Raw genomic sequence first — 25,204 nt, 5'->3', positions numbered from 1 at the left:
TTACTTCGCTTGCGCTGCGGTGGGACGGGCAGCGGTAGGACGAGCGGGGGGTCGGTCGGTCCAGGGCCGCGGCCGGACGGGCATGCCGGGGCGCAGCATCATCGCGCCCTCCACGATCACGCGGTCGCCGGGGCGGACGCCGCCGGTGACGAGCCAGTTCTCGCCCACCGTTCGGCTGGTCTGGATGGGGCGCAGCTCGGCCAGGTCGCCGCGACCGACCACCAGCACCGTCGGCTGGCCGCGTTCGTTGCGGGTCACCGCGCGCTGGGGAACTAGGATGGCGCGGCCCTGCACGCCTTCCACCAGTTCGGCGCGGACGAACATGCCGGGGAGGAGCAGGCCGTTGGGATTGCCGAACGTCGCGCGGATCGTCTGCGAGCCGGTGGCCGGGTCGACGGTCACGTCGGCGAAGCGGAGCGTACCCTGCAGAGAATAGACGGAACCCGTCTCGAGCCGGAGGCGGACGCGCGCGCCGCCGCGCGTCAGGCCGCCCGCGACGATCTGTTCGCGCAGGCGCAGCAGATCGGCGCTGGATTGCTGGATGTCGACATAGACGGGGTCGAGCCGCTGGATCGTCGCCAGCGGCTCGGCCTGCGCGGCGCTCACGAGCGCGCCGGTGGTGAAGACCGAGCGTCCGATCCGGCCGGAGATGGGCGCGGTGATCGTGGTGCGCGCGAGGTCGATCTGCGCCGATCGGAGCGCGGCCGACTGGGCGGCGACATCCGCGCCCGCCTGGTTCGACGTGGTGAGCGCGTTCTCGTATTCCTGGCGGGCGATGGCGTTGATCTTGACCAGCTCACCGTAGCGACGGGCCAGCGCCGCGCTGGACGCGGTGCCCGCCCGGGCGCGGGTCAGCGCGGCGCGCGCGCTCGCCACCTGCGCCTGATAGGGCGCGGCGTCGATGCGGTAGAGCGCCTGGCCCTGGCGGACATAGTCGCCTTCGGTGAACAGGCGCGCCCGGACCAGGCCGTTCACCTGCGGGCGGACTTCCGACGTCTCGAACGCGGTGGTTCGGCCGGGCAGCTCGACGGTCAGCGTGACGGGCTCCTCGCGCAACGTGACGAAGCCGACGGGCATGGGCCCGGGCGCGCCCTTGCCCTGGGCCTCGCCCCCTCCCGCGCCGCATCCGGCGAGCGCCAGGAGAAACGCGGCCGCGCCGATGCCCATACTGATTCGCTTGAACATCATGCGCGCTTCCGATAGCCAGTTCATGTGAGTGAGCGATCACTCACAAATGCTGCTACTGCGAACGATGGAGCGCCGTCAAGCGTCATGAACCGATATTCACCATGAGCTGGATCGACGGCTGCTGCGGCGAGCGATCGAGCCGGGCCGATCTTCGGCGGCGCAAGCTGATCGATACCGCGCGCATGTTGTTCGTCGCCAATGGTTTCCACGCCACCGGCATCGCCCAGATCGCGCGCGAGTCCGGGATCGCGGTCGGGCAGATCTACCGCGACTTCTCCGCCAAGGAGGACATCGTCGCGGCGCTGGTCGAGGAGGATTGCGGACGGTTCATGGATGTACGCACGCTCGACGCGGCGATCGGAGGAAACGACTCGGAGGCGGTGCATGCGTGGCTTCGACGTTTCGTCGACCCGGAGACCGACCGGGACGGCGACCGGATGTTCGCCGAGATCGTGGCGGAGGCGTCGCGCAACGACCGGATCGCGGCGATCCTGGGCGGGCTGCAGGACGGTTTCCGCGCCAACCTGCTCGCGGCGCTGGCGATCCTGGCCCCGGGAGAGGAGACCGCGGTACGCCGGGCGACGCTGGCGGACACGATCATGACGCTGTCGATCGGGTTGCTCCATCACCGGCTGATGCGGCCGACGCTGGATCTGCCCGCGCTCGCCGCGGCGCTGCGGGCGTTGATCGACCGGGAGCTGGAGGCGCTAACGGTCGAGGTCGTCAGGGCGCGACCGCGCCAGCGCTATGCCGGCCAGGTTCCGAGATCGCGGCACCTGCCTGAACCGGTGGCGCGGGATCGCCGCCACGGCGGCGTGGAAGGCGTCGAGATGGACCTGTAGCCGCGGGTCGCGACAGCGCTGGGTCCCGCGCGCCTGCCCGATGACGAGTGCCGAGTCGCCGACGAACACCACGTCGCGCCCGCCGGCGGCGGCGGCCAGCCCGACCGCATGGAGCAGCGCCAGCCACTCGGCCTCGTTGCTGTCGCCCTCGCCCAGATCGGCGCGGCGATAAGTCCGGCCGCCCAGCACGACCGCCAGTTCCATCGCGCCCGGATTGGGACGGCACCCGCCGTCGAAGAAGACAGGAAGCCGGTCGCGCGGCATGGGATCCGCGGCGTCAGGCCAGGCGCTCGAGCGGGCGACCCGGGCGGCTGGCGTAACGCGCGACCGTGGCGGTGCCGAACGGCTTGGCGGTGACGGTGGATACCGCGCGGAATTCCGCGACGGCCTGCGTCGGGGTGAGCGTCAGCAGCAGGAAACCTTTCCCTTTCTGGTCGCAAAAGGCGACCTCCGGGTTCGCGTCGGCGATCATGGGCCCGATGCCGGGGATCAGGTCGCCGTAGGACGGGCTGGTGATCGCCGTCGTGCCGAACTCGGCGGCGACGAGCTTGCCCGACGCGTCATGGAGATCGTTGGCCCAAGCGGCATGGCTGTCGCCGGACAGCACGATCGGGCTGACGCCGGCGCGCTCGAACCCGGCATACAGGCGTTCGCGCGCGGGCGGATAGCCGTCCCAGCTGTCCATGTTGAACGGGATACCCGCCTTGTAGGACGCGACCGCGGCGGGGATCCGCGCGGCGTAGGCGGGCGGAAGCTTCGCGACGAACGCCCCGTAGCGGTCCGCGCCCATCTGCCGCTCAAGGTCGGGGCCGGCGACGCGCGCCATGACGACCTGATTGCCCAGCACCTGCCACGGCTTGCCCTGGCGCTTGGAGCGGCGGAGCGTGGTTTCCAGCCAGCGCTGCTGACCGGGGCCGAGCAGCTCGCGTTCGGGTCGCGCTCGCTCCGCGAGGAGGGCGGCGTATTCGCTCGGCTCGGGCGCTTCGCCCTTGGCGGCGACCTGCTGCGATCGGGCGAGGACGCGAGTCTCGACCATGGCGAGCGTGGCGAGGTCGCCGAAATCGAACGAGCGGTTGATTGCTTCCCACGGGCGGCCGGGCTTGGGATCGCGGATCGGCATCCATTCGAAATAGGCCTGCATCGCCGCCGCCTTGCGCTTGGGCCAGTCGCCCTCGGTCTCGGGCTGGTGGTTCTGCGCGCCGCCGATCCAGTCGTCGTTGGCGACTTCGTGATCGTCCCAGACGCAGATGAAGGCGGCGCGGGCGTGGGCGGCCTGCATGTCGGGATCGCGCTTGGTCTGCGCGTGGCGGGCGCGGTAGTCGGCGAGCGTGACGATCTCGTGCGTGGGTTCGACCACGCGGTCGAGCTTGCGGCCGGTCTCCGCGCCATAGCCTTCCGCGCCGTATTCGTAGATATAGTCGCCCAGATGAACGACCGCGTCGAGGCGGGGGAGTTCGGCGATCGCTTGGTAGGCGTTGAACAGGCCGCCGGGATAGAGCTGGCACGACACCACCGCCATGACCGCGTCGGGCGTGCGGCCCACCGGTAGCGTGCGGAAGCGGCCGGCGGGGGAGCGCTCGCCCGCCGCGGTCTCGAAGCGGAACCAATATTCGCGGCCGGGCTTGAGGCCGGTCGCCTCGACTTTGGCGGTATGGTCGCGCGCGGCGCGGGCGAGGATGCGGCCCGACTTGATCGGCTCGCCCTCGGGCGAGGCGGCGATCGTCCAGATGAGGGGCACGTCGCCCGTTTCGGCGACGACCGGGGTCGCGCGGGTCCAGAGCACCGCGCCGTCCGCGGCCGGGTCGCCGCTGGCGACGCCGTGCACGAAGCGCGCAGGGGTGGGCACCTGGGAGGCGACGGTCGCGGGCAGGCCGAGCGCCGCCCCCGATCCGAGGGTGGCGAGGGCTTGGCGGCGGCTGAGCGTCATGATGGTTCCCGGTCGCGTGGATGCAGTCGCCCGTTCTTGGCACCGCCATTGTTACGCGGGTGCGACGATAAACGTCACGTCCCCGTCATCGCGCCGTCCCGCGCGCGTAATACGTCGCTCCTACCGCCCGGGCCGTACCAAGGGGGATTTGTTCGATGACGCGTTTCTTCACTCGCGGCGCGTTCGTCGCGCTGGCGCTCGGCTGTTCGTCGGGTGCTCTCGCACAGGCCAACGTCCAGCCGCGCGGCGACGAGGGCGCGGATACGGCGGCGGACGAGGTGATCGTCACCGCGCAGCGGCTCGAGCAGCGGATCGAGGACGTGCCGATCACCGTTACCGCGCTGACAGGGGCGCGGTTGGCCGATATCGGCGTGTCGGAGCTCGACGAGATCGCCGCGTTCGTGCCGGGCCTGCAGGTGCAGGAGCAGAGCGCGAACAATCCCGGCTTCGTGATCCGCGGCATCACGTCCGACAGCGGATCGGCGCAGCAGGGACCGCGCATCACGCTTTATTACAACGGCGTCGATGTCAGCCGGTCGCGCGGGGCGTATCAGGACCTGTACGACCTGGAGCGGGTCGAGGTGGTCAAGGGGCCGCAGGCGACGCTGTTCGGGACGGCGTCGGCGGTGGGCGCGATCGGGATCGTTTCGGCGCGGCCTCAGCCGGGGCTGTCGGCGGAGGTCGCGGGTTCGTACGGCAATTTCGAGCGGACGCAGGTGTCGGGATATCTGAATGCGGGCAACGACACGCTCGCGGCGCGGCTGGCCTTCGCGTACAAATATCGCGACGGTTATGTCCGCAACATCGCGGGCGATCCGGATCGGCCGAACCAGAATGGCGGGCTGGTCGATCAGGACGACCTGAACGGACAGGACCAGCGCGGGGTGCGCGGATCGATCCGCTGGCGGCCGAGCGACGCGGTGACCGCCGACCTGGTGCTGACCTATGACGGGCAGCGCAATCCGGGCACCGCGTTCAAGAGCCGCGCTTTCGCGCCGACGGGCGGGCAGACGGGCGATTTCGGGATCGCCGAGCTGTCGGGATCGCCCTTCAGCCGCGAGGTGCTGGGCAAGCGCAAGCTGGGGCTCGACCGCGACGTGTATGATGCCAACCTGGCGATCAGCATCGACCTGGCCGAGGGCGTGACCTTCACGACGATCAACGGGTACCGCAAGTTCGACGCGTTGGAGACGTTCGACGCCGACGGCGGGCCGGCCTGGTATCTGGAGTTCGCGGAGGACGCGCGGGGCGACCAGTGGAGCCATGAGTCGCGGTTCAACTTCGACGGGGAAGGGCCGGCGGGGGGCTATCGCGCGACGTTCGGGGGCAACGTGTTCCTGGAGAACGGGCTGCAGCGCGTGCCCTTCTCGACGGAGGAGGGGACGTACATCGCCTGTTCGGTCCTACCGCTCCTTGCGCCGATCCGGGCCAACCTGAACGCGGCGGGCATCCCGACGGGACCCGCCTGCGTCCGGCCGGACGGCACCGTGCCGGCGGCGACGCGGGCGAGCGCGGCCCTGAGCGGGGGCGCGCGTCGTCAGGTGCCCTATGCGTCCGAGTTCACCAACTTCGGCAACAACGACACCTATTCCGTCTTCGCCGACGGGACGTGGATTCCCACGCCCGCGATCGAGCTGACGGCGGGCGCGCGCGTGCTGATCGAGGATCGGAAGTCGCAATACAGCTCGTTCCAGCCGGACTCGATCCTGCTCGCCGCGCTCGGGATTCGGACGAGCCTGCTCGGGACGGCCAACACGCTGGGACAGCGGTTCACGGCCAAGCGGTCGTTCGCGGCGGTGCTGCCGCGCTTCAACGTGCTGTTCCGGGTGGCGGACGGGATCAATCTGTATGGCACGATCAGCAAGGGGCGGCGATCGCCCGTGGTGCAGCTGGCCGCTACGCGGACGCCGACGGGCGGCGCGGTGCCGAATTTTCAGGACGTGCCCGACGAGACGGTCTGGAACTACGAGGGCGGGATCAAGGCGGGCGTCGGGGGACTGACGGGGACGGCGTCGGTCTTCTACCAAACCTATGACGGGTTCCAGGTCACGTTGCCGACCGTGCCGGCGCAAACGGTCAGCGCTGGATCGGCGAACAATATCGGTGTCGAGCTGGAAGCGACCTACGCCTTCTCGCCCGTCTTTTCGGTATTCGGGAACTTCGCGTACCTGGATGGCGGGATCGGGGAGGATGCGGAGAACGGCGTGTTCGCGGGCAACCGGTTCCGGCTGCAGCCCAAGACGACCGCGGCGGCAGGCGCGACGCTGCGGCTGCCGGTGGGCGGGTTCACCTTCTACGCGACGCCGACGGTGACATACCGATCGGGCGTGTTCTTCGAGCTGCCCAACCGCGAGGCGATCAGCGAGGGCGGGTACACGCTCGTCAACCTGCGCGCGGGCGTGGAGGGGCCCGAAGGGCGCTGGCGGCTCGGGGGCTTCGCGCGGAACCTGTCGAACGAGCGGTACCTGATCGATGCGGGGAACACGGGGGGCGGGTTCGGGGTACCGACCTACATCGCGGGCGAGCCGCGCTTTTACGGCGTCGAGGCGGGGGTGAAGTTCTAGAGCAACAGCTCTTGGGCGGAGGCGCGGCCGACATGGCCGCCGCCGCGGCGGCGGGCCAGTTCCGTCTCCGCGGTGAAACGAACATCGACGTCGCGGTCGGACAGGAAGCCCGCCAGGCTGTCGTCGGTGATCTCGCGCCAGTCCTTGCCGCGGTCGGGGCCGTAGCGGACGCGGGGGAGCAGCCCGGGCTCGGCGGACCAGGCGAGGAGCTGGGCGACGCTCGCCTCGTTGAGCTGGTCGCGCAGATGGTGGGCGGTGACGTAGGCGTCGGGGTACGCGCGGTGGATGGGCAGGCCGCGTGCGTGGTCGAGCCCGGCGGGTTTGCGCCAGTAGCGCAGCACCTGGTTCGAAAAGGAAGGGCTGTCGGGCCATAGCCGCAGCGCACATTTCCAGGTGCAGATCCAGTCGGCGTTGCGGGTGTAGGAGGCGGTGCAATATTGCTCCTCGAAATCGGAGCGGTGGGCGGCGAGCGCGATGCGGCGGGGCCATGGGTCGAGCGACTGGCGCGCGACGTCGATCCATTGCGGGGCGTCCGCCACCTCCTCGTCGAGGATGTGGTGGATCGCCTGGGTGACGGGCGGGATCGGGCGGTTCGGGTTGACGAAGGTACGCCCGCCCTCGCCATGCAGCTCCCAGCGGCCATCGACGCCCAGCGCCACGTCCTGCCAGCCGATCTCAATCACCGCGTGGGCGGGCGGGGCGTTGCCGGTGGTTTCGAGGTCGATGACGCGGACGAGCTGCGGCTGGGGAGCGGGAGGCATGGACCCGGACATGGGACATGCGCGGGCGTTTATCCAGCCGCGCGGGCGGCCTCAGGTCAGCGCGGGCGCATCGCCCATATCCATGTCGAGCTCGCGCACGCCGCGGCGGACGCGGGCGCGCTCGACCAGGCCGCGCAAGCCTTCGCGGCGGTCGCGGGCCATGGGGACGTCGCGCAGCACGAACGTCCCGCCGCCGGTAGAGGGATCGGACGAGGTGAGCGCGATGGTGCCGATGTCAGTCATCTGGTTCAGGACCGAATATTCGAGCCGCACGTCCTTGACGCGGTAGAGTTCGATCTCGTCCACCGTCTTCACCAGGATCCCGCGGCGAACGATGAGACGCTGGTCGGTGATCTCGTACAGGCTGCCGAGATTGCGGAGCCAGCGGACCCCGAGGATCACGAAACCGACGCCGACCAGGCACAGGAGCAGCGTGGCCCAGCCGGCGAAGCTGCCGAACAGCCAGCGCGCGGTGGACGAGCGGAAGCTGTCGACGGGGCGCTCGGTGGGATAGTCCATGGGCGTGGAGGGTAGGCCGGGCGCTCGCGGTGTCAATCTGCGGGGCGTGCGACCCGGCTGGCCGCGAGCTCGGCGTCGATCTCGGCGAGGAGGCGGGCGAGGCCGGCCTCGTCACGCGCTTCGGCTCGGATGGTGAGGAGCGACTCGGTGTTGGAGGCGCGGAGCAGCCACCAGCCGTCCGGCGTGGTCACGCGCGCGCCGTCGACCGGGTCGACCGTCGCGCCGCGCGCGGTAAGGCGGGCGAGCACCTCGTCCACGACGGCGAGGCGGCGCGCGGGGTCGACGGGGAAGCGCAGTTCGGGACTGGCGTGGTAGCGGGGGAGCGCATCGACGAGGTCGGCGAGGGTGCGGCCCGTGTCGGCCAGCAGTTCGAGCAGGCGGACGGCGGCGTATTGCGCGTCGTCGAAGCCGTACCAGCGGTGGGCGAAGAAGATGTGGCCCGACAGCTCGCCCGCGATCGGCGCGTCGTCCTGGAGCATCCGCGACTTGATCGAGCTGTAGCCGGACTTCCACATGAGCGGGCGGCCGCCGAGTTCGCGGACGCGGTCGAACAGGGCGGCGCTCGATTTCACGTCGGCGATGATCGTGGAGCCGGGCAGGTCGCGGAGCACGGGCTCGGCGAGGAGCGCGAGCAGCAGGTCGGCGCGCACCGCTCGGCCCAGGCCGTCGACCGCGCCGATCCGGTCGCCGTCGCCGTCGAAGGCGAAGCCGCAATCCAGGCCCTCCCGCAGAACTAGGGCTTTGAGGTCGGCGAGGTTCTCCTCCACGCTCGGGTCGGGATGGTGGTTGGGGAAGCGGCCGTCGACCGCGGTGTGGAGCAGGTGATGCTCGCCGGGGAGGCGGGCGGTGAGCGCCTCGATCACCGGCCCGGCCGCGCCGTTGCCCGTGTCCCAGCCGACGCGCGCGGCGGCGGGGCGGGCGTCGAGCAGGCGCGCGACATAGATGTCGAGGATGTCGATGTCCGCGACCGTCCCCGCCCCCTCCGTCCAGTCACCCGCCGCCGCGAGCCGCGCCAGATCCTGGACGTCGTCGCCGAAGAAGGAGCGGTGACCGAGCATCAGCTTGAAGCCGTTATGGCCGGCGGGATTGTGGCTGGCCGTGACCTGGATCCCGCCATCGACCCCAAGCGTCGCCTCCGCGAAGGAGAGCATGGGCGTGGGGCCGAGGCCGATACGGACCACGTCCACGCCGCCTGCGACGAGGCCCGCGACCAGCGCCGCCTCCAGCTCGGGCGAGGAGAGCCGGCCGTCACGCCCGACCGCGACGCGGGAGCCCCCGACCCGGCGGACGCGCGTGGCGAAGCTGCGGCCGACGGCGTGGGCGTCGGCGGGGCCGAGCAGGGGGCCGACCGGGCTGCGGATGTCGTACTCGCGGAGGATGGAGGGGTGGAAGTGGTGGGTCATGGGAGCAATTCTTCTTCGGCGTTAACAGGGTGGGTGCGGCCATAGCGCACGACCTTAGCAAAGCGCGGCTTGAGTCATCAGCAAGTTGACCAAAGGCTCATAGTTGGGTTAGCAGTTTGTCGTGTCACGATGTCGCACAGGCGATCTGTCCTACGGGATGACACACTTTATGTATCTGAGCCGATCCTAATTCCGCTCCGATATAGTCGAGGTAATAACATGGCGAGTTCCATGCACGGCCGCAGCGCGCCTGACTTCCACCCTATGGGTGTGGCGAAGATGGGTTTCTTAGTTGACCAGCTCAACCGAGATTGCTCGCCGCTTCAGTTTCTTCGAGAGCTAACAAAGAACGCCGTTGAAGCGATTCAGCGACTTGAGAACCCGGTGGGTGAAATCCGTTGGGACGTAGATTGGAATCGCGCCGATTTGATCGGTGAGGATTTAGCTCAGAAGCTTTGCGTGATCGACACCGGAGCCGGTATGACCGGCGAGGAGATGGTGGATTATATAAATAAATTGTCCTCTTCCATTCACGAGCAGTCAGCTACCGGTAACTTTGGCGTTGGGGCAAAGATTGCGGCCGCACCGCTAAACCCTGAAGGCCTGGTTTATCTAAGCTGGAAAAATGGCGTCGGATCTATGATCCTTCTACACAAGGATCACGCTACTGGCGATTATGGACTTCTGCGTTTTAAAAATGGAGAGTTCTGGCAGCATATACAAGACGACTTGAAACCGGAGCCAATCCGTGAACACGGAACTATGGTAATACTTTTAGGCAAATCTGCTGACCAGGCGACAGTGGAACCGCCTCCTGGGGTGAGGATGCCACGTAAGTGGATACTACGGTATATAAATTCACGATTCTCTTCATTTCCTGCTGGTGTGACAATCTCGGCAAGGGAGGGCTGGAATCTCCCTCGGGGAGATCGACATAATTTCCTCCGAAAAGCCACAGGTCAGCGCCCTTGGCTCGAAGAAAACTCGACAGTCTCCGGCGTGGTGCGCCTTCCAGAAAACGGCGCAAATCTACACTGGTGGATTATCAAGCCTGACGCTGATACGAACAGCGGTCATTACACGCCGGGCGGGCACGTTGCGGCGTTGTTTCAGAACGAGTTGTACGAGCTAGTTTTTGGTCCTGCAGGCTTTGCTCGCCTGCAATCCTTCGGAGTAGTATTCGGCGGCGATCGAGTCGTGCTTTATTTGGAGCCAGACAGCAGCGGAGATAGACTTGTAAGTGCAAACACGGCCCGCACCCAGCTACTGATTGCGAATGATCCTCTTGACTGGCCTGTGTATGCGACTGAGTTTAGAGTGCTTATGCCTCAAGAACTGCGAGATTATCAGGACGAGATTGGCTCTGTAGCTAACCAAACCGATCATCGTAAGGCGATCCGTGAACGTCTTAAATCGGTTCGCGATCTATTTAGGTTTGGTCGTTATCGTCCGAAAGCGGGAGGAGTTTACAAATCTATAGCAGGCGAGAACGTCGGTGGTAGCAGCGACTCGGCAAATGAGCGAGTAAAGAAGGAAGCTTCGGCTCCGAGCGGCGGCCGTGGTGGATCAAGGGGTGATATTTACTCACTGTTCGCTAACGAGGTTGGAGTACCATCTGAACTCGTTGATCTTCCGACGGAGCCTCAGACAAAATGGGTTAGTTCGGATGATGGTTCACGAAGTCATGGAGACCTGGAAGATCGCGCGGCTAAGTTTTTGCCAGACCAGAACATATTATTAATTAACGCTGACTTTCGAGCGTTTACAGACATGATCGACAGGTGGACGGAAAGATATGATCATGTGCCAGGCTGTAAAACGACCGTCGAGGAGGTAACTCGTGAGTGGTTTGAGCAGCAGCTTATTGAGACTGTGATGAGTGCATTGGCGCTCAAGCAGAGTGGTAAATGGAGTATGCAAGAGCTGTCACAACTGTGGGATGATACAGCCCTGACTGCTTGTGTTCTACCGCGCTACCACATCGACATGAGCATAAAACGCGTTTTAGGTCAGAAGCTGGGTCGAATTGGAACTATGGCGTAAATGAGGTGAGGAGCGACGTGGACTCATATGTTATATGGGTCCACCTTTAAGCTACTTACTCCATCCGTCCCAGCAGCAGGTCCCTCGCCGCGTTCACTCGCCGCGCCAGTTCGGCTGAGCCGCCGCGGTCGGGGTGGACGCCGGCTACCAGGCGGCGGTGGGCGGCGCGGATGGTTTCGGCGTCGGCGTCGGGGGCTACGCCTAGCACCGCTCTCGCTTGGGCTTCGTTGCGGACGATCAGCGTCGAGCGCTTGGGGCGGCGGAGGAGGAAGCGCCAGATCGCCCAGGCGATGACGGCTATGAGGAGGTACTTCACGCGGCGGCCTCGGTCGGCATTGGGGTCGGCATGGGGGCGGGCGTCGGGGCGAGCGCGGGGTGCGCTGCGCCTGCCTCGGGCAGTTGCAGCGCACCCATCATCTCGCGCAGTTCCTGGCGGGCGGCGACGTGGGATAGGCCCATCGAGCCGAACATCTTGGCGTCGATCATGGTGAGGCCCGAGGGGAAGAGCTCGCGGTAGATGACGCGCTCGCCCAGGCCGGGGATGATGCGGAAGCCGACGCGCTTGGAGAGCTGGCCGAGCGCGTCGGATACGCGGCGCATGTTGCGCGCCTCGATATGCTGGAGGCGGTTGCGGAGCACGACCCAGTCGATGGTGGTCCCGTCGGCGCGGGCGCGCTGCTTGCGGGCGTCCCAGATCAGCTCGGCGTAGAAGGACGGGCGCGTGACCTTGAAGGTTTCGGGGTCGACCTGGCCGATCAGGTCGAAATCGACGAAGCTGTCGTTCATCGGGGTGACGAGCGTGGAGGCGAGCGAGGCGGCGAGGCGCGCGAACGGATCGTCGCGGCCCGGCGTGTCGACGACGAGGAAGTCGGCCCCGTCGGACAGCTCGTGCCACAGCCGTTCGAACACCGCGTCGGTGTGGCCGTCGTGCGTGGCGTGGACGGGCATGGGCAGCTCGGCCCCGGTTCGCGTGATGGTGGCGGCGCGGTTGTCGAGATAGCGGCCGACGGTGCGCTGGCGGTGGTCGAGATCGAGGCAGGCGACGCGCGCGCCCTTGGCCGCCAGCGCGATCGCGACATGGACGGCGGTGGTCGACTTGCCGGTGCCGCCCTTCTCGTTGGCGAAGACGATCACGTGTGGGGCGGGGGGGGCAGGCGCGGTGGCCATGGGGGCGTCGGTCCTTGGTTGCTTGGCCTGTCACCGCTCCATAAGGGCGCGGGGGGCAACGAACGAGGGTTTTCTACATGCTGACCGTCCGCACCCTGGGTGCGCTGCGCGCCGCCTTGGCCGGGTTCCGGGCGGATCGCGCTCGGGTGGCGCTGGTGCCCACCATGGGAGCGCTGCATGCGGGACACATGGCGCTGGTCGCGGCAGCCCGGGAGCCTGGGACGCGGGTGGTGGCATCGATCTTCGTGAACCCCAGGCAGTTCGGGCCGGACGAGGACTTGGGCCGCTATCCCCGGCGGGAAGCGGAGGACGCCGCGATGCTGGCGGCGGCGGAGTGCGACCTGCTGTGGGCGCCGACGGTCGAGGCGATGTATCCGGCGGGCTTCGCGACGGGGGTGACGGTCGGGGGCGGGCTGACGGACGTGCTCGACGGGGCGGCGCGGGCGGGGCATTTCGACGGGGTCGCGACGGTGGTCGCCAAGCTGTTCGCGCAGGTCGGGCCGACGCACGCATATTTCGGGGAGAAGGACTGGCAGCAGCTGGCCGTCGTGCGGCGGATGGCGGTCGATCTGGATATGGGCGTCGAGGTGGTGGGTGTGCCGACGGTGCGCGAGGCGGACGGGTTGGCGCTGTCGTCGCGCAACATTTATCTCGGCGCGGACGAGCGACGGCGGGCGGTGGCCATGCCGCGCGCGCTGGCGGCGGCGGCGCTCGCCATCGGGAATGGCGGGGATGTGGAGGGCGCGCTGGGCGAGGCTCGGGACGCGTTGGCGGGGGCGGGGTTCGTGGTGGACTATGTCGAGCTGGTCGATGCGGCGACGCTCGGACAGGCGGAACCGGGGCGGCCACGGCGTCTGCTGGCGGCAGCGCGAATGGGGGGGACCCGGCTGATCGACAATTTGCCTGTCAAGTAACCCTAACCGCATTAACCAGTTGGGGAGGAGTCGGGGTCCAAGTTCCATCCACGCAAGCGAATCGAGGGGTGGGACGTAATGACGGACAGCAATGTGAGGACGGCGGATTTCCTGATGGCGAGCCGGATGCGCGATGCGGCGCGCGGAAGCGTGGAGGCGCTGTACGATCTGGGCGTGACCTATTCGACGGGAACCAACGGGGTAGCCACCGATCTGATCGCAGCGCATAAATGGTTCAACCTGGCCGCAGCGTCCGGGTTGGCTGCGGCGCAGGACGCGCGCGGGGAGGTCGCCGAGGACATGACCGCGCGCGAGATCGCCGAAGCGCAGCGCCAGGCGCGCGCGTGGCTGGGCACGGGCCGGGCGCGCATGGCGGCTTAGCCCGAATTCCCCAGGGCTCCGGCCCGTCGGCGCTGAAGAAGCCGCCGGTCGGGCCGTCGTCGGGGAGCAGCGCCAGCCGGACCGCAGCCTCCGCGCCCTGTTCAATCGTCTGGTGGCCGGCATGGCCGTTCAGGTCGGTGGCGGTGTAGCCGGGATTGGCGGCGTTGACCTTGATCCCTACGTCGGAGAGCGTCGCCGCCAACTGCACGGTCAGCATATTGAGCGCGGCCTTGGACGCGTTGTAGCCCGTGAGCTTGACGGCGGCGTATTGCCAGGCCGGGTCGGCGTTGAGCGCGATCGAGCCCAGGCTGCTCGACACATTGACGATCCGGGGCGAGCGCCCGCGACGGAGCAGCGGGAGCATGGCTTGCGTGACGGCGAGCGTGCCGAAGAAGTTCACCTCGAAGATACGGCGGGCGGCGGCAAGGTCGGCGGTCTCGGGCGGGCCGTCGCCCTCGGCGACGATGCCGGCGTTGTTGACGAGGATGTCGAGCCGACCGTGCTCCGCGTCGATCGAGGCGGCGAGGGCGGCGATGCCGGCTGGGTCGTCGAGGTCGATATGGACCGCGCGGGTGTCCACGCCCTCTTCGACAAGCACGGCGGCGGTGGCCTCGCCCGCCTGGAGGTCGCGCGCGCCGAGCAGGACGTGCAGCCCCGCGTGGCCGAGTTGCCGGGCGACCTCGCGGCCGATGCCCTTGTTCGCGCCGGTGATGAGGGCGATACGGGGTTGATCGATCATACTGCTTCTCCGGTTGAGACCTTAGCCTTCTTGGCGGCCGGTTTCTTGGCGGCGGGCTTCTTGGCGGGTGCCTTTTTCGCCTCGGTCTTCTTGGGAGCCGCCTTCTTCGGCGCGGCCTTGCGTTTGCCCTTGGACGGCGGGGCGGCGGCGGCGCGGTCGTCGATGAGTTGGGCCGCCTCCTCCAGCGTCAGCGCGTTCTGGTCGATCGATTTGGGCAGGGTCGCGTTGGTGGTGCCGTCGGTGACGTAGGTGCCGTAGCGGCCCTCCATCAATTTGAGTTCCAGTTCGGTGCGCGGGTGTGCGCCCAAGACCTTGAGCGGTTCGCGCGCCGCGCCGCGGCCGGGGCGGCCACCGCCCGCCGCGGCTTCGGCGAGTTTGACGACGGCGGCGTTCATGCCGGTCTCGAACACTTCGGCGGTGGAGGTCAGGCGGGCGTATTTGCCCGCATGCTTGAGATACGCGCCGTAGCGGCCGATCGCGGCGGTGATGTCCTCGCCGGTCTCCGGGTGCTTGCCGACGGTCCGAGGCAGGCTGAGGAGCTTTAGCGCCATCTCCAGGTCGAGCTCGCCAATGTCCTTGGGGATCGAGGCGAGCTTGCGCGTGTCGCCTTCGCCGAGCTGGATGTAGGGACCGAAGCGACCGGACTTGCGCTCGACGGGGAGGTCGGTCGCGGGGTCGATGCCGAGTGTGGAGGGACCGGTGTCTGCGCCTTCCGCGCCTTCGCCGCCCTGGGCGAAGCGGCGGGTGTATTTGCAGTCGGGGTAGTTGGAGCAGGCGATGAACGCGCCGAACTTTCCGCCGCGCAGCGCAAGCTGGCCCTCGCCGCAATTCGGGCACAGGCGCGGGTCGCCGCCGTCGGCGAGCTCGGGGAACAGGTAGGGTGCCAAGAACAGGTCGAGCGCGGCGGTCACCTCGCTCGGCTTCTGCTCCATGACGTCGGTGGTGAGCGGCTTGAAGTCGCGCCAGAAGGCGTCGAGCACCGCCTGCCACTGGGCGCGGCCGCCCGACACCTCGTCGAGCTCGTCCTCGAGCCCGGCGGTGAAGTCGTAGCCGACATACTTCTCGAAGAAGCGTTCGAGGAACGCGGTGACGAGGCGGCCGCTCTCCTCGGCGAAGAAGCGGTTCTTCTCGATTCGGACGTAAGCGCGGTCCTTCAGCGTCTTAATAATCGACGCGTAGGTGGAGGGGCGCCCGATGCCGAGTTCCTCCATGCGCTTGACCAGCGACGCTTCGGAGAAGCGGGGCGGGGGCTGAGTGTGGTGTTGTTCGGCGTTTACCGCCTTTCTCGCGGGAGCGTCGCCTTCGCGCATCCTGGGCAGGCGGCGGCTGTCCTCGTCGGCGCTGTCGTCGGAGCCCTCTTCGTAAAGCGCGAGGTAGCCGGGAAATAGGACGACCTGGCCGGTCGCGCGGAGCAAGTGGCGGCCGGTGCCTTCCGCGAGCTCGACGGTTGTGCGCTCCAGGCGCGCGCTCGCCATCTGTGACGCGAGCGCGCGCTTCCAGACGAGGTCGTACAAGCGCGCGTGGTCACCGGAGCCTACCTTGTCGCGGGCGAAGTCGGTGGGGCGGATCGCCTCGTGGGCTTCCTGCGCGTTCTTGGCCTTGGCGGTGTATTGGCGCGGTTTGTCGGGGACGTAGCCCGCGTCGTAGCGGTTCGCGACCGCCAGGCGCGCGGCGCTGATCGCCGAGCCGTCCATCTGGACGCCGTCGGTCCGCATGTAGGTAATCGAGCCGTCCTCATAGAGCTGCTGCGCGATCCGCATCGTGTGGTCGGCGGAGAAGCCCAGCTTGCGCGCGGCCTCCTGCTGGAGCGTCGAGGTAGTGAAGGGCGGGGGCGGGTTGCGCGTCGCGGGCTTGGTCTCGACCGACTGGACCGAGAAGCGACCGGCCTCGACGTCCGCCTTGGCGCGGAGCGCGTCGCCTTCGTTGCCGATCGAGAGGCGGTCGAGCTTGCGGCCGTCCCACTGCGTCAGGCGGGCGGTGAAGGGGGTGCCGTCATGCTCGAGGCTGGCGGTGACGGACCAGTATTCCTGCGCGCGGAAGGCCTCGATCTCGCGTTCGCGCTCGACGATGAGGCGTAGGGAGACGGACTGGACTCGGCCCGCCGACTTGGCCCCCGGCAGCTTGCGCCATAGGACCGGGGAGAGGGTGAAGCCGACGAGATAATCGAGGGCGCGGCGGGCTCGGTAGGCGTCGATCAGGTCGTGATCGAGCTCGCGCGGGCGCTTCATCGCGTCGGTGACGGCCTGTTTGGTGATCGCGTTGAAGGTGACGCGCTGGACGTCCTTGGGGAGCGCCTTGCGATTCCGCAGCACCTCCTGGACATGCCACGAGATCGCCTCGCCCTCGCGGTCCGGGTCGGTCGCGAGGATCAGGCGGTCGGCCTTTTTGGCCTCGTCGGCGATGGCGCGGAGCTGCTTGGCCTTGTCGGCGTAATTCTCCCATTCCATCGCGAAGCCGTCGTCGGGGTTCACCGATCCGTCGCGCGGGGGCAGGTCGCGGACGTGGCCGTAGGAGGCGAGCACACGGAAATCGCTGCCGAGATACTTCTCGATGGTTTTCGCCTTGGCGGGCGATTCGACGATGACGAGCTGCATGGGGGCTATCTGGGGTCCTTCTCGTGTACGCGCGAGGGTGGCGGGGTGGGGAAGGCCGCGTCAAGCGGGGCGGGACGGGCATCAGGCGCGAAGGAAGTTGACGGAGGTTGACACGTGGACGCGCGTTGCGACCGCGCGCACTCATGACGCCGCGGCGATGCGTCCGGGATGTGACACCAACGCGACACGCGGGCGACGTGGCCGCACCCTGACGCCCCGCGCGATCGTGGCGCGAAAGGGGCAGGCGGGCGTATCGTGTCGAGTCGCGTCAGGCACGGCGCGAACGCTGGCACGGGTCGCTGCTTGTAGGACAGAGGAAATCGCCGGGCTGGGCGGCGGGATCGGCATGGGCTATGCGGCCGGAATGGCGACCATCGACGACGCGCTGCACATCCGGTCGCGCTTCGCGCGCGAACGCGCGGCCGAGCTGGCGCGGCGCACGGGCATGACGGAGGTACAGGTGGTCGAGGAGGCATTGCGCGCGTACGCGCCGCCGGTAGCGGACGAGCGGCCGCCGGAGGAACCGCCGCCGGGGCGGCTGGTGCGGCGCGGGCGCTTCCTGGTGATGCCAGCCGAGGAGGGGGAGCCCGCCATCACCGTCGCGGAGGTCGAGGCCGCGATCGAAGAGATACGTAACGAGCGCTGTTGATGGAACAACCCGAGGCGCTGCTCGACAGCAACGTGCTCGTGGCGGCGGTAGCGGAGAAGCACGAACACCACGCGCCGTCACTCGCCGTCTTGGATGTAACCCGGCCGGGCGGCTTCGCTGTGGCCGCGCACTCCTACGCCGAGGCGTTCACCGCGCTGACCCGGTTCGGGCCTCGCGGGCAGTTCCGCTTGGCCCCTGAAGAGGCGTGGGAGGCGCTGGCGCGCGTTAAGGCGGTCACGCGCCTGGTCGGCTTGACGCCCGAGCAGACGCTCGATGCGGTGCGGCTCTACGCGGCCGCGGGCGGGATCGGCGCGCGGTTGTATGACCATCTTATCGGGCAGGCGGCGGTGATCGCCGGCGTGCGGGTGATAGTGACCTGGAACACCGGCCACCTCCGGTCGCTGTTTCCGCGGATGACGGTGGAGACCCCGCAAGAGCATCTGGTCCGATGCGCGGGCGAACCGGCGACTTAACGCGCTTATCGCGTCGGGTCTGGACGCTCGTCGCGGCCTTGGTGTGCCGAGATCCATGTCACGGAGGGGCTGGCACCTAATCGTCATTCGTCCGCTTCCGGCCCATTGCCGACATCCACGCTGTCCGTGCATGGCGACCACAGAAGGAGATTAAACCGTGTCGTTCGTGAGATCGCTAGCGAAGCAGGTCGTCAAGGCGGCCATTTATCCGGGCGCGCGGCTGCTGGACCGCCGTTACCTGGCGGCCGACGTGCCGGCGCCGTCGCACCGGACCAGCCATTCGGGCATGCGCGACCATGTGGTGGAGCTCGGGAGCAAGACCGGCATGCGCGTGCTGGAGATCGGAAGCCGCGAGGTCACGGGTTCGCACAGCCTCAAGGCGCGGCTCGAAGGGAGCGGGGCGGAGTATGTCGGCTTCGACTATTATGCGGGAGCCAACGTCGACGTGGTCGGCGACGCGCACAAGCTTTCCACGTATTTCGACGAGCCGTTCGACATCGTTTATTCGACCGCCGTCTTCGAGCATCTGGCGATGCCTTGGGTCGCGGCCGAGGAGATCGCCAAGGTCCTGAAGGTCGGAGGGTTCGCGTTCACCGAGACCCATTTCTCGACCTCCGTCCATGAACGGCCGTGGCATTTCTTCCAGTTCAGCGACATGGCGCTTCGTGCGCTGTTCTCGCCGACGCTCGGTTTCGAGTGCGTCGAGGCGAGCATGAGCAACCCGATCGTCGGTCGCTACTCCATTCTCGCCGATCCGTATTTACGCCTACGCCCTGTGGAAGGGCTCTATTGTCACAGCGCCATCATGGCGAGGAAGGTACGCGAGGTCTCGGATCATGATTGGCGGTCGGTCGACATCGACGACGTGACCGGGGCGACCCATTATCCTGCGGGTACGGGCGTGAGCGGGCGGGGTGAGTCTATGACCACGTCGTAGGTCGGACAGTAGCCGATCGGATGGCGAGCTGTGCGAAGATATCCTTCCCGATCGATCCTTGCGGTGGCGGCTCGGCTGACTTTCCACCCTAAGCAGGCGTTTGATTAGTCGGGCTCGGTTTGTATCCTACCCGCGTCGCGGCAAAGCCGCGCCGTCGATCGACACGGCGGGACAAGGGCCCGCCGGTCGTCGGCCGGGCGGGTCGTGCGACGCCCGGCTAAGCTTCGCTTAGCCATCAGCAATCGCCGCCAGAGGCGGCGTTTGCTGATGCTGTACGACCCGCCACACCTCATGCTCCAGCCGGCGGATCACTGAGGTGCAGTGCGCCTCGTAGCCGGCCACGCCCTCCTTTTCGGCCTGGGCGCGGTAGGCGATGACGATCAGGCCCTCCTGCGGGCGCGAGACGCTGCGCTCCGTCAGTTCGCACCGGTCCCAGATGGGGGTTGCCGACACCGCCTTGATCGCGTCCTCGCCGGCATAGACGTAAGGGGGCATGGGGAGGACCATCCGAACTTCCGCATCGACCTTCTCGCGGTAATTCTCCTCGCCTTCGAGCCATAAGGATTGCTCGAAGCCCCAGAGGCGGTCGTCGTCCATATTCGTGCTCCCGTGAGATGGTCGAAGCACAAGCGCGCTGCGGGGGCGGATCGTTCCGCTCAGCCGATGAGGCTCACGCGGCCTCCGGCGTGCTTCTCGAGCCGGCCACCGAGCTCGAGCTCCAACAGCACCATGGATACCACCGCGGGCGCGTGGCCCGACTGGCGGATGAGCTCGTCCACCGCGACCGGGCCGAGCAACCGTTCGACGTCGCGGCGTACGCCGTCGCTCGCATCGAGCAACGGTTGACCCTCATAGCCGTTGACGGGCGTGCGGACCATGCGGGGGTCGATAGGCCCGATCTGCTGGAGGATGTCGTCGGCGTTCTGCACGAGCGTCGCTCCCTCGCGGATCAGCAGGTTGCACCCCTGGGCTCGCGGATCGAGGGGGGAGCCGGGGACGGCCATGACCTCGCGCCCCGCCTCGCCCGCCAGGCGCGCCGTGATGAGCGACCCGGACTTCGGCGCGGCTTCGACCACCACCGTTCCCGACGATAGCCCGGCGATGATGCGGTTGCGGAAAGGGAAATGGCGCGCGCGGGGCTCGGTGCCGGGCGGCTGTTCGGCCAGGAGCAGGCCTTGCGCGGCGACCTGTTCCTGAAGCGCGGCGTTCTCGGGCGGGAACACCACATCGATGCCGCAGGCGATCACGCCGACGGTGCCGGTGCCGAGCGCGCCGACATGCGCGGCGGTGTCGACGCCGCGCGCGAGCCCCGAGACGACGGTCGCCCCGCCCTCGCCCAGATGGACCGCGAGCTCGCGCGCGAAGCGGCAGGCGGCGGCCGACGCGTTGCGCGCGCCCACGATCGCGACGCAGGGGCGGCGGGTGAAGGCGAGGTCGCCGCGCGCGATCAAGGCGGCGGGCGCGTTCTCGAGCTGGGCGAGAAGCGGCGGGTAGTCGGCGTCGTCGATGAACAGGTGGCGCGCGCCGAGATCGGCGACGCGAGCGATCTCGCTCGCCACCGCGCGGGGGTCGGCGAGCGCGGGCGGGCGGCCGCCGCCGCGCCGGGCGAGGAGCGGGACCGCGTCGAGCGCGGCCTCGGCCGAGCCGAAGCGTGCCAGGAGCTGGCGGTAGGTGACGGGGCCGATCGTCGGTGTGCGGATCAGGCGCAATCGCGCGGCGGAGTCGCGGACCGCGGCGCGCGCGGCTTCGGGAAACAGTCCTGCGTCAGCCATGCGCGGCGTCGGCGTCCGGCGTTTCGGTCCGGTCCGCGCCGAGTCTGGGCTCGGTGCCGCCGAGCAAGCGAGCGATGTTCTCGCGGTGCTTGTAGAGCACGATGACCGCGAACGCGATGAACAGCAGCACGAGGTCGAAACGGTCGAACAGCGCCGCCGCGACGGGCGCGGCGATCGCGGCGGCTATCCCGGCGAGCGAGGAGTAGCGGGTCAGCGCGAGGACGCCGAGCCACACGAGCGCATAGGTCAGGCCGATGGGCCAGGCGAGCGCGACCGAAACCCCCATCAACGTCGCCACGCCCTTGCCGCCGCCCAAACGCAGCCAAACGGAATGGCAATGCCCGATGAACGCGCCGGCGGCGGCGAGCGGCGCATCGGCGGGAAACCAGCGCAGCGCGATCCAGACCGCGAGCGCGCCCTTGAGCATGTCGAGGAGGAGGGTAGCGGCGGCGAGGCCCTTGCGTCCGGTGCGCAGCACGTTGGTCGCGCCGATATTGCCCGATCCCACCTTCCGCAGATCGCCCGCTCCGGCGGCGCGCGTCAACAGCACCCCGAACGGGATGGAGCCCAGCAGATAGCCGCCGAGCAGGGCGGTCAACGGCGCGATCCAAAGGACCTCGGTCGGCACGAACTTCTCCCCCGGTGAAACGGGATACCCTAGTCGTTGCGACAAGCCAACAACTTGAATCAGCTTGGTTGCAGGGCTGCGGACAGGGTAGCGGTCGGTAGGTGGACCAGCGACCGATCCTGTTCTTCGATTCCGGGGTGGGCGGACTGTCGATCGTCGGGCCGGCGCGGGCGGCGCTGCCGGGCGCGCCGTTCGTCTACGCCGCGGACTCGGCCGGATTTCCGTACGGTACCAGGAGCGCGGACGAGATCGCGGCGCGGGTGCCCGTGTTGCTCGGGCGGTTGGCGGAGCGGTATCGGCCGCGGCTGATCGTGATCGCGTGCAACACCGCCTCGACGATCGCGCTGCCCGCGGTGCGTGCGGCGCTGGACCTGCCGGTCGTGGGCACGGTACCCGCGATCAAGCCCGCAGCAACGCTCAGCCGGACTCGCGTGATCGGGGTGCTTGGGACGGAGGCGACGGTGGCGCAGAGCTATGTCGACGATCTGTCGCGCGACCATGCAGGCGATTGCCTGGTGATCCGGTACGGCTCGGCCGAGCTGGTCGAGCTGGCGGAGCTGAAGCTGCGCGGGCGGATGGTGGAGCCGGAGCGGTATACGGCGGCGCTGCACGGTCTGTTCGGGCAGCCGGGGGGCGGGCTGATTGACGTGGTGGTGAACGCCTGCACGCACTTTCCGCTGGTCGAGGCGGAACTCGCGGCCGCCGCGCCGCACCCGGTGCGCTTCGTTGACGGGGGCGAGGGGATCGCGCGGCGGATCGCGTTCCTGTGCGGCGGCGCGGAGTGGCCGGCGCGCACGCCGCCGGGGGTGGCGGTGTTCACGCGGGTCACTGACGCGGAGCGGGAACTGGCCCCCGCGCTTGCCGCCAGGGGCTTCCCGACGATCGAAGCGCTGTAGGTTCGCGTACTCTCACCGGACGATAACACCCGACATCTTGCGAGCCGTTCGCGCTGGAAAATTAGGCTTTCCGGGCCTAAGTGTTGGTCATGGACAGCATCGGCCCGGTAGCCCAGCCCGTCGACTATTCGCGCGTATTCGCCCAGGCGATCGACCGGCTCCACGCCGAGGGTCGGTACCGCGTGTTCATCGACATCTTGCGCAACAAGGGCCAGTTTCCCAATGCGCGCTGCTTCGCGGGGCATAACGGCCCCAAGCCGATCACAGTCTGGTGCTCGAACGATTACCTCGCGATGGGCCAACATCCCGCGGTCATTGCGGCAATGGAAGGGGCCCTGCACGATGTCGGCGCAGGATCGGGCGGCACCCGCAACATCGGCGGCAACACGCATTACCACGTCGATCTGGAGCATGAGCTCGCCGACCTGCACGGCAAGGAGGCGGCACTGCTGTTCACCAGCGGCTACGTGTCGAACGAGGCGACGTTGCATACGCTGGCCAAGGTGCTGCCGGGCTGCGTGATCTTCTCGGACGAGCTGAACCATGCCTCGATGATCGCGGGCATCCGCAATTCGGGATGCGAGAAGCGCGTGTTCCGGCACAATGACCTCGCGCATCTCGAGGAACTGCTGGCGGCGGAGGACCCGAGCGTCCCCAAGCTGATCGCGTTTGAGAGCGTTTATTCGATGGAGGGCGACGTCAGCCCGATCGCGGCGATCTGCGACTTGGCGGATCGGTACAACGCGCTGACCTTCCTCGACGAGGTGCATGCGGTCGGGATGTACGGCCCGCGCGGTGGCGGCATCTCCGAGCGCGATAGTGTCGCGCACCGGCTGACGGTGATCGAGGGGACTCTGGGCAAGGCGTTCGGGGTGATGGGCGGGTACATCGCCGCCGACCGGACGATCATCGACGTGATCCGATCGTATGCGCCGGGGTTCATCTTCACGACGTCGCTGTCGCCGGTGCTGGTGGCGGGGGTGCTCGCTTCGGTGCGGCATCTGAAGGCGTCGTCGGTCGAGCGGGGTGGGCAGCAGGCGGCGGCGGCGATGCTGAAGCGCATGCTGACCGAGGCTGGGCTGCCGGTAATGCCGGGCGACACGCATATCGTGCCGGTCATGGTCGGCGACCCGGTGGAGGCCAAGCGGATCAGCGACATCCTGCTCGCCGAGTACGGCGTGTACGTCCAGCCGATCAACTATCCGACGGTGCCGCGCGGGACGGAGCGGCTGCGCTTCACGCCGGGGCCCGCGCATGACGAGGCCATGATGCGCGAGCTGGTGGACGCGTTGGTCGAGATCTGGAGCCGGCTGGAGCTGCGCCAAGCCGCGTGAGCGACGGGTGGAGCGTAACCGAGCGGCGCGCGGAGGATGGGGTATTCCTGCTGCGCGCGCGGACGCGCTTGCCCGGCGCGGACGAGCGCGCCGCCCATCCGCTCGCCATGTGGATCACCTGGCCGTTCGAGCCCGGATCGGGCGCCGGACTGGACGGGGCGCCCGACGAGTCGACGCTCGGGGCGATGGCGGCGTTCGAGGCTGCGGCGTACGAGGCGCTCGACGCGCCGGGTCACGCCGTCGGGGTGGCGGTGTTGACGGGCGGGGCGGCGCGCGAGTGGTTGTTCTACGCGGCCGACCGCGACGCGTTCATGCGGGTGCTGCTCCAGGCGCTGGAGGGGCATCCGTCCTACGAGTTCGAAGTGCGCGCGTGGGACGATCCGAGCTGGAAAGCGGCGCGCGAGCTCGTGCCGCTGGCGATGGCGCACTAAAGCGCGAGCAGCCCCGCGAGAATCGTCAGACCGCCGAGCCCGAGCGACAACGGCGCGCGCAGGCGCATCCAGCCTGCAGGCGCTTCGCCGGTAGCGACGAGGCGGCGGTCGACGACCGGCGTCAGGGCGATGAGCGTGCCGAGCGTCACGAGCGCGCGGGGCAGCGGCAGGCCGAACTGGGTCGCGATCATAAGCGCGACGCCCGCCAGCGACGGGAGAACGGCTATCGCGGCAAGCGCCCCCTGACCGGTCGTCCGGCGCACCGCGAAGCCCCACCAGACGCCGCCCAGGAAGCTCAGGATGATGATGCCGTAAACGAGCGCGAGGACGCGGCCGAAGAAGAATGGCTCGCCCCGGCCAGACGCTACCAGCGCGGCGGCGACTAGTTGTGGGAGGAGGCCCGCAAAGCCGAGCAGGCGAGTGGTGCGGGCGATGGCGGCGGGCGGCATCAGTCGATGATGATCGTCGTATCCGTGCCGGAGACGCTTAAAGGCTCGCCGAAGCGGACCACCGCCTTATCTTGGTATTCGCCGCCGACCGGGCGACCATAGACGTGTATCGCCGCGGCAGCGTCGTCCACGACCCAATAGCGCTCGACACCGGCTGCGGCGTAGCGGGCGAGCTTGAGCCCGAGATCGCGCGCCAGCGAGGACACCGCCACTTCGATCACCAGCGCGAAATCGGAAGGCTCGAGCCAGTCCCGGCCGTCGACCGGGACACGTAGTACCGCCACGTCGCATCCGAGAACGGTCGTCTCGTCCAGCTCGATGCCGACCTCGACGCGGAGGAGCGCAGCGGGGCAGACCTCGGCCAGGAGTATCAGCAGCTGCGCCTGCCGGCGCGAATGTGGGTTCTTGGGCTGGTTCAAGCGCTCGATCTCCCCATCCACCAGTTCCACGCTCATTCCGCTGAAAGCGTCGACGTCGCACATGCGCTGGAACTCGGCGGTGGTGAACCGTCCGGGCGAGCGGCCCGGGTCGGCGACGATCTTGGACGAAAGGTCGTTCATGGCGCTCCACCCGATCGGCGAGGTCACCGGCGG

The 25,204-nt window shown here is 68.3% G+C and carries 24 protein-coding genes and 1 pseudogene; 10 read left to right on the top strand and 15 right to left on the bottom strand.

The window, feature by feature from the left end:
* Window positions 1-1,188 (bottom strand): efflux RND transporter periplasmic adaptor subunit, encoded by a 1,188-nt coding sequence (locus ACFE7F_RS01845; RefSeq protein WP_375402151.1) that lies wholly within the window; start codon window positions 1,186-1,188, stop codon window positions 1-3.
* Between the two features lie 101 nt (window positions 1,189-1,289).
* Between ACFE7F_RS01845 and ACFE7F_RS01840 the strand changes: the two are divergent.
* Window positions 1,290-1,877, top strand: a pseudogene (locus ACFE7F_RS01840) (TetR/AcrR family transcriptional regulator); the annotation flags it as partial.
* Window positions 1,878-1,895: 18 nt separating this feature from the next.
* On the opposite strand, the gene ACFE7F_RS01835 reads toward ACFE7F_RS01840, so the two are convergent.
* Window positions 1,896-2,294, bottom strand: a complete 399-nt coding sequence (locus ACFE7F_RS01835; RefSeq protein ID WP_375402131.1) for a reverse transcriptase-like protein — start codon at window positions 2,292-2,294, stop codon at window positions 1,896-1,898.
* Between the two features lie 13 nt (window positions 2,295-2,307).
* A complete protein-coding gene (locus ACFE7F_RS01830) occupies window positions 2,308-3,957 on the bottom strand; it encodes an alkaline phosphatase D family protein (RefSeq protein WP_375402130.1) in 1,650 nt (549 codons plus the stop codon).
* A 155-nt stretch (window positions 3,958-4,112) separates the two neighbouring features.
* Here ACFE7F_RS01830 and ACFE7F_RS01825 point away from each other — a divergent pair, with 155 nt between their 5' ends.
* On the top strand, window positions 4,113-6,521 hold the full coding sequence (locus ACFE7F_RS01825) for a TonB-dependent receptor (RefSeq protein WP_375402129.1): 2,409 nt from the start codon (window positions 4,113-4,115) through the stop codon (window positions 6,519-6,521).
* Here the strand turns inward: ACFE7F_RS01825 and ACFE7F_RS01820 are convergent.
* Genes ACFE7F_RS01820 through pgmG form a run of 3 tightly spaced genes read right to left on the bottom strand, consistent with a single transcriptional unit; the run spans window position 6,518 to window position 9,204 of the window.
* Window positions 6,518-7,282, bottom strand: coding sequence for a 3'-5' exonuclease (locus ACFE7F_RS01820; RefSeq protein ID WP_375402128.1), 765 nt, complete (start codon window positions 7,280-7,282; stop codon window positions 6,518-6,520). The genes ACFE7F_RS01825 and ACFE7F_RS01820 overlap by 4 nt on opposite strands.
* A gap of 51 nt (window positions 7,283-7,333) precedes the next feature.
* Entirely contained in the window at window positions 7,334-7,801 is a 468-nt protein-coding gene (locus tag ACFE7F_RS01815; protein WP_375402127.1) for a PH domain-containing protein, read from the bottom strand.
* A 32-nt stretch (window positions 7,802-7,833) separates the two neighbouring features.
* Window positions 7,834-9,204: a phosphoglucomutase/phosphomannomutase PgmG gene (gene pgmG, locus ACFE7F_RS01810; protein ID WP_375402126.1), complete on the bottom strand. Its 1,371-nt coding sequence runs from the start codon at window positions 9,202-9,204 to the stop codon at window positions 7,834-7,836.
* A 219-nt stretch (window positions 9,205-9,423) separates the two neighbouring features.
* On the opposite strand from pgmG, the gene ACFE7F_RS01805 reads away from it, so the two are divergent.
* Complete coding sequence (locus ACFE7F_RS01805) at window positions 9,424-11,247, top strand: hypothetical protein (protein ID WP_375402125.1); 1,824 nt, start codon at window positions 9,424-9,426, stop codon at window positions 11,245-11,247.
* 55 nt (window positions 11,248-11,302) lie between these two features.
* On the opposite strand, the gene ACFE7F_RS01800 is transcribed toward ACFE7F_RS01805, so the two are convergent.
* Both ACFE7F_RS01800 and ACFE7F_RS01795 read right to left on the bottom strand, forming a co-directional pair.
* On the bottom strand, window positions 11,303-11,563 hold the full coding sequence (locus tag ACFE7F_RS01800; RefSeq protein ID WP_375402124.1) for a J domain-containing protein: 261 nt from the start codon (window positions 11,561-11,563) through the stop codon (window positions 11,303-11,305).
* Window positions 11,560-12,414, bottom strand: coding sequence for a division plane positioning ATPase MipZ (locus ACFE7F_RS01795; RefSeq protein WP_375402123.1), 855 nt, complete (start codon window positions 12,412-12,414; stop codon window positions 11,560-11,562). The genes ACFE7F_RS01800 and ACFE7F_RS01795 overlap by 4 nt, the downstream gene beginning before the upstream one ends.
* 77 nt (window positions 12,415-12,491) lie before the next feature.
* Between ACFE7F_RS01795 and panC the strand changes: the two genes are divergently transcribed.
* Complete coding sequence (panC, locus tag ACFE7F_RS01790) at window positions 12,492-13,328, top strand: pantoate--beta-alanine ligase (RefSeq protein WP_375402122.1); 837 nt, start codon at window positions 12,492-12,494, stop codon at window positions 13,326-13,328.
* Between the two features lie 235 nt (window positions 13,329-13,563).
* On the opposite strand, the gene ACFE7F_RS01785 is transcribed toward panC, so the two are convergent.
* Entirely contained in the window at window positions 13,564-14,448 is an 885-nt protein-coding gene (locus tag ACFE7F_RS01785) for an SDR family oxidoreductase (RefSeq protein ID WP_375402121.1), read from the bottom strand.
* On the bottom strand, window positions 14,445-17,042 hold the full coding sequence (gene topA / locus ACFE7F_RS01780; protein WP_375402120.1) for a type I DNA topoisomerase: 2,598 nt from the start codon (window positions 17,040-17,042) through the stop codon (window positions 14,445-14,447). Before topA ends, ACFE7F_RS01785 begins: the two co-directional genes overlap by 4 nt.
* 157 nt (window positions 17,043-17,199) lie before the next feature.
* Between topA and ACFE7F_RS01775 the strand changes: the two genes are divergently transcribed.
* From ACFE7F_RS01775 to ACFE7F_RS01765, 3 genes are all read left to right on the top strand, one after another.
* Complete coding sequence (locus ACFE7F_RS01775; protein ID WP_375402119.1) at window positions 17,200-17,691, top strand: hypothetical protein; 492 nt, start codon at window positions 17,200-17,202, stop codon at window positions 17,689-17,691.
* Complete coding sequence (locus tag ACFE7F_RS01770; RefSeq protein WP_375402118.1) at window positions 17,691-18,164, top strand: type II toxin-antitoxin system VapC family toxin; 474 nt, start codon at window positions 17,691-17,693, stop codon at window positions 18,162-18,164. Before ACFE7F_RS01775 ends, ACFE7F_RS01770 begins: the two co-directional genes overlap by 1 nt.
* 157 nt (window positions 18,165-18,321) lie before the next feature.
* On the top strand, window positions 18,322-19,101 hold the full coding sequence (locus tag ACFE7F_RS01765; RefSeq protein ID WP_375402117.1) for a class I SAM-dependent methyltransferase: 780 nt from the start codon (window positions 18,322-18,324) through the stop codon (window positions 19,099-19,101).
* A 228-nt stretch (window positions 19,102-19,329) separates the two neighbouring features.
* On the opposite strand, the gene ACFE7F_RS01760 is transcribed toward ACFE7F_RS01765, so the two are convergent.
* Genes ACFE7F_RS01760 through plsY form a run of 3 tightly spaced genes read right to left on the bottom strand, consistent with a single transcriptional unit; the run spans window position 19,330 to window position 21,501 of the window.
* Window positions 19,330-19,698 (bottom strand): DUF4440 domain-containing protein, encoded by a 369-nt coding sequence (locus tag ACFE7F_RS01760; protein ID WP_375402116.1) that lies wholly within the window; start codon window positions 19,696-19,698, stop codon window positions 19,330-19,332.
* Between the two features lie 59 nt (window positions 19,699-19,757).
* Window positions 19,758-20,873 (bottom strand): DNA-processing protein DprA, encoded by a 1,116-nt coding sequence (gene dprA, locus ACFE7F_RS01755; protein WP_375402115.1) that lies wholly within the window; start codon window positions 20,871-20,873, stop codon window positions 19,758-19,760.
* A complete protein-coding gene (plsY, locus tag ACFE7F_RS01750) occupies window positions 20,866-21,501 on the bottom strand; it encodes a glycerol-3-phosphate 1-O-acyltransferase PlsY (protein WP_375402114.1) in 636 nt (211 codons plus the stop codon). The genes dprA and plsY overlap by 8 nt, the downstream gene beginning before the upstream one ends.
* A gap of 101 nt (window positions 21,502-21,602) precedes the next feature.
* Between plsY and murI the strand changes: the two genes are divergently transcribed.
* From murI to ACFE7F_RS01735, 3 genes are all read left to right on the top strand, one after another.
* Window positions 21,603-22,397, top strand: a complete 795-nt coding sequence (gene murI / locus ACFE7F_RS01745) for a glutamate racemase (RefSeq protein ID WP_375402113.1) — start codon at window positions 21,603-21,605, stop codon at window positions 22,395-22,397.
* Between the two features lie 89 nt (window positions 22,398-22,486).
* Window positions 22,487-23,731: a 5-aminolevulinate synthase gene (gene hemA / locus ACFE7F_RS01740; RefSeq protein ID WP_375402112.1), complete on the top strand. Its 1,245-nt coding sequence runs from the start codon at window positions 22,487-22,489 to the stop codon at window positions 23,729-23,731.
* Window positions 23,728-24,162 carry a DUF695 domain-containing protein gene (locus tag ACFE7F_RS01735; protein WP_375402111.1) on the top strand — a complete coding sequence of 145 codons (435 nt, stop codon included), beginning with the start codon at window positions 23,728-23,730 and terminating at the stop codon, window positions 24,160-24,162. Before hemA ends, ACFE7F_RS01735 begins: the two co-directional genes overlap by 4 nt.
* On the opposite strand, the gene ACFE7F_RS01730 is transcribed toward ACFE7F_RS01735, so the two are convergent.
* Window positions 24,159-24,611, bottom strand: a complete 453-nt coding sequence (locus ACFE7F_RS01730) for a DUF3429 domain-containing protein (protein WP_375402110.1) — start codon at window positions 24,609-24,611, stop codon at window positions 24,159-24,161. The two genes, ACFE7F_RS01735 and ACFE7F_RS01730, sit on opposite strands and share 4 nt — an antisense overlap.
* Window positions 24,611-25,171 carry a Uma2 family endonuclease gene (locus tag ACFE7F_RS01725; protein ID WP_375402109.1) on the bottom strand — a complete coding sequence of 187 codons (561 nt, stop codon included), beginning with the start codon at window positions 25,169-25,171 and terminating at the stop codon, window positions 24,611-24,613. The genes ACFE7F_RS01730 and ACFE7F_RS01725 overlap by 1 nt, the downstream gene beginning before the upstream one ends.
* Between the last annotated feature and the right edge of the window lie 33 nt (window positions 25,172-25,204).

It is taken from the genome of uncultured Sphingomonas sp. (assembly GCF_964235535.1).
Classification (GTDB): Bacteria; Pseudomonadota; Alphaproteobacteria; order Sphingomonadales; family Sphingomonadaceae; genus Sphingomonas.
This window is presented reverse-complemented; position numbering and strand designations above follow the sequence as displayed.

Bases quoted from the DNA above. Each gene is read 5' to 3' on its own strand.
- pgmG (WP_375402126.1), bottom strand. From the start codon at position 9,204: ATGACCCACCACTTCCACCCCTCCATCCTCCGCGAGTACGACATCCGC.
- topA (WP_375402120.1), bottom strand. From the start codon at position 17,042: ATGCAGCTCGTCATCGTCGAATCGCCCGCCAAGGCGAAAACCATCGAG.
- ACFE7F_RS01815 (WP_375402127.1), bottom strand. From the start codon at position 7,801: ATGGACTATCCCACCGAGCGCCCCGTCGACAGCTTCCGCTCGTCCACC.
- hemA (WP_375402112.1), top strand. From the start codon at position 22,487: ATGGACAGCATCGGCCCGGTAGCCCAGCCCGTCGACTATTCGCGCGTA.
- dprA (WP_375402115.1), bottom strand. From the start codon at position 20,873: ATGGCTGACGCAGGACTGTTTCCCGAAGCCGCGCGCGCCGCGGTCCGC.
- ACFE7F_RS01730 (WP_375402110.1), bottom strand. From the start codon at position 24,611: ATGCCGCCCGCCGCCATCGCCCGCACCACTCGCCTGCTCGGCTTTGCG.
- ACFE7F_RS01795 (WP_375402123.1), bottom strand. From the start codon at position 12,414: ATGGCCACCGCGCCTGCCCCCCCCGCCCCACACGTGATCGTCTTCGCC.
- ACFE7F_RS01845 (WP_375402151.1), bottom strand. From the start codon at position 1,188: ATGATGTTCAAGCGAATCAGTATGGGCATCGGCGCGGCCGCGTTTCTC.
- ACFE7F_RS01775 (WP_375402119.1), top strand. From the start codon at position 17,200: ATGCGTCCGGGATGTGACACCAACGCGACACGCGGGCGACGTGGCCGC.
- ACFE7F_RS01770 (WP_375402118.1), top strand. From the start codon at position 17,691: ATGGAACAACCCGAGGCGCTGCTCGACAGCAACGTGCTCGTGGCGGCG.
- ACFE7F_RS01820 (WP_375402128.1), bottom strand. From the start codon at position 7,282: ATGCCTCCCGCTCCCCAGCCGCAGCTCGTCCGCGTCATCGACCTCGAA.
- ACFE7F_RS01725 (WP_375402109.1), bottom strand. From the start codon at position 25,171: ATGAACGACCTTTCGTCCAAGATCGTCGCCGACCCGGGCCGCTCGCCC.
- ACFE7F_RS01805 (WP_375402125.1), top strand. From the start codon at position 9,424: ATGGCGAGTTCCATGCACGGCCGCAGCGCGCCTGACTTCCACCCTATG.
- ACFE7F_RS01830 (WP_375402130.1), bottom strand. From the start codon at position 3,957: ATGACGCTCAGCCGCCGCCAAGCCCTCGCCACCCTCGGATCGGGGGCG.
- ACFE7F_RS01825 (WP_375402129.1), top strand. From the start codon at position 4,113: ATGACGCGTTTCTTCACTCGCGGCGCGTTCGTCGCGCTGGCGCTCGGC.
- panC (WP_375402122.1), top strand. From the start codon at position 12,492: ATGCTGACCGTCCGCACCCTGGGTGCGCTGCGCGCCGCCTTGGCCGGG.
- ACFE7F_RS01785 (WP_375402121.1), bottom strand. From the start codon at position 14,448: ATGATCGATCAACCCCGTATCGCCCTCATCACCGGCGCGAACAAGGGC.
- ACFE7F_RS01760 (WP_375402116.1), bottom strand. From the start codon at position 19,698: ATGGACGACGACCGCCTCTGGGGCTTCGAGCAATCCTTATGGCTCGAA.
- ACFE7F_RS01835 (WP_375402131.1), bottom strand. From the start codon at position 2,294: ATGCCGCGCGACCGGCTTCCTGTCTTCTTCGACGGCGGGTGCCGTCCC.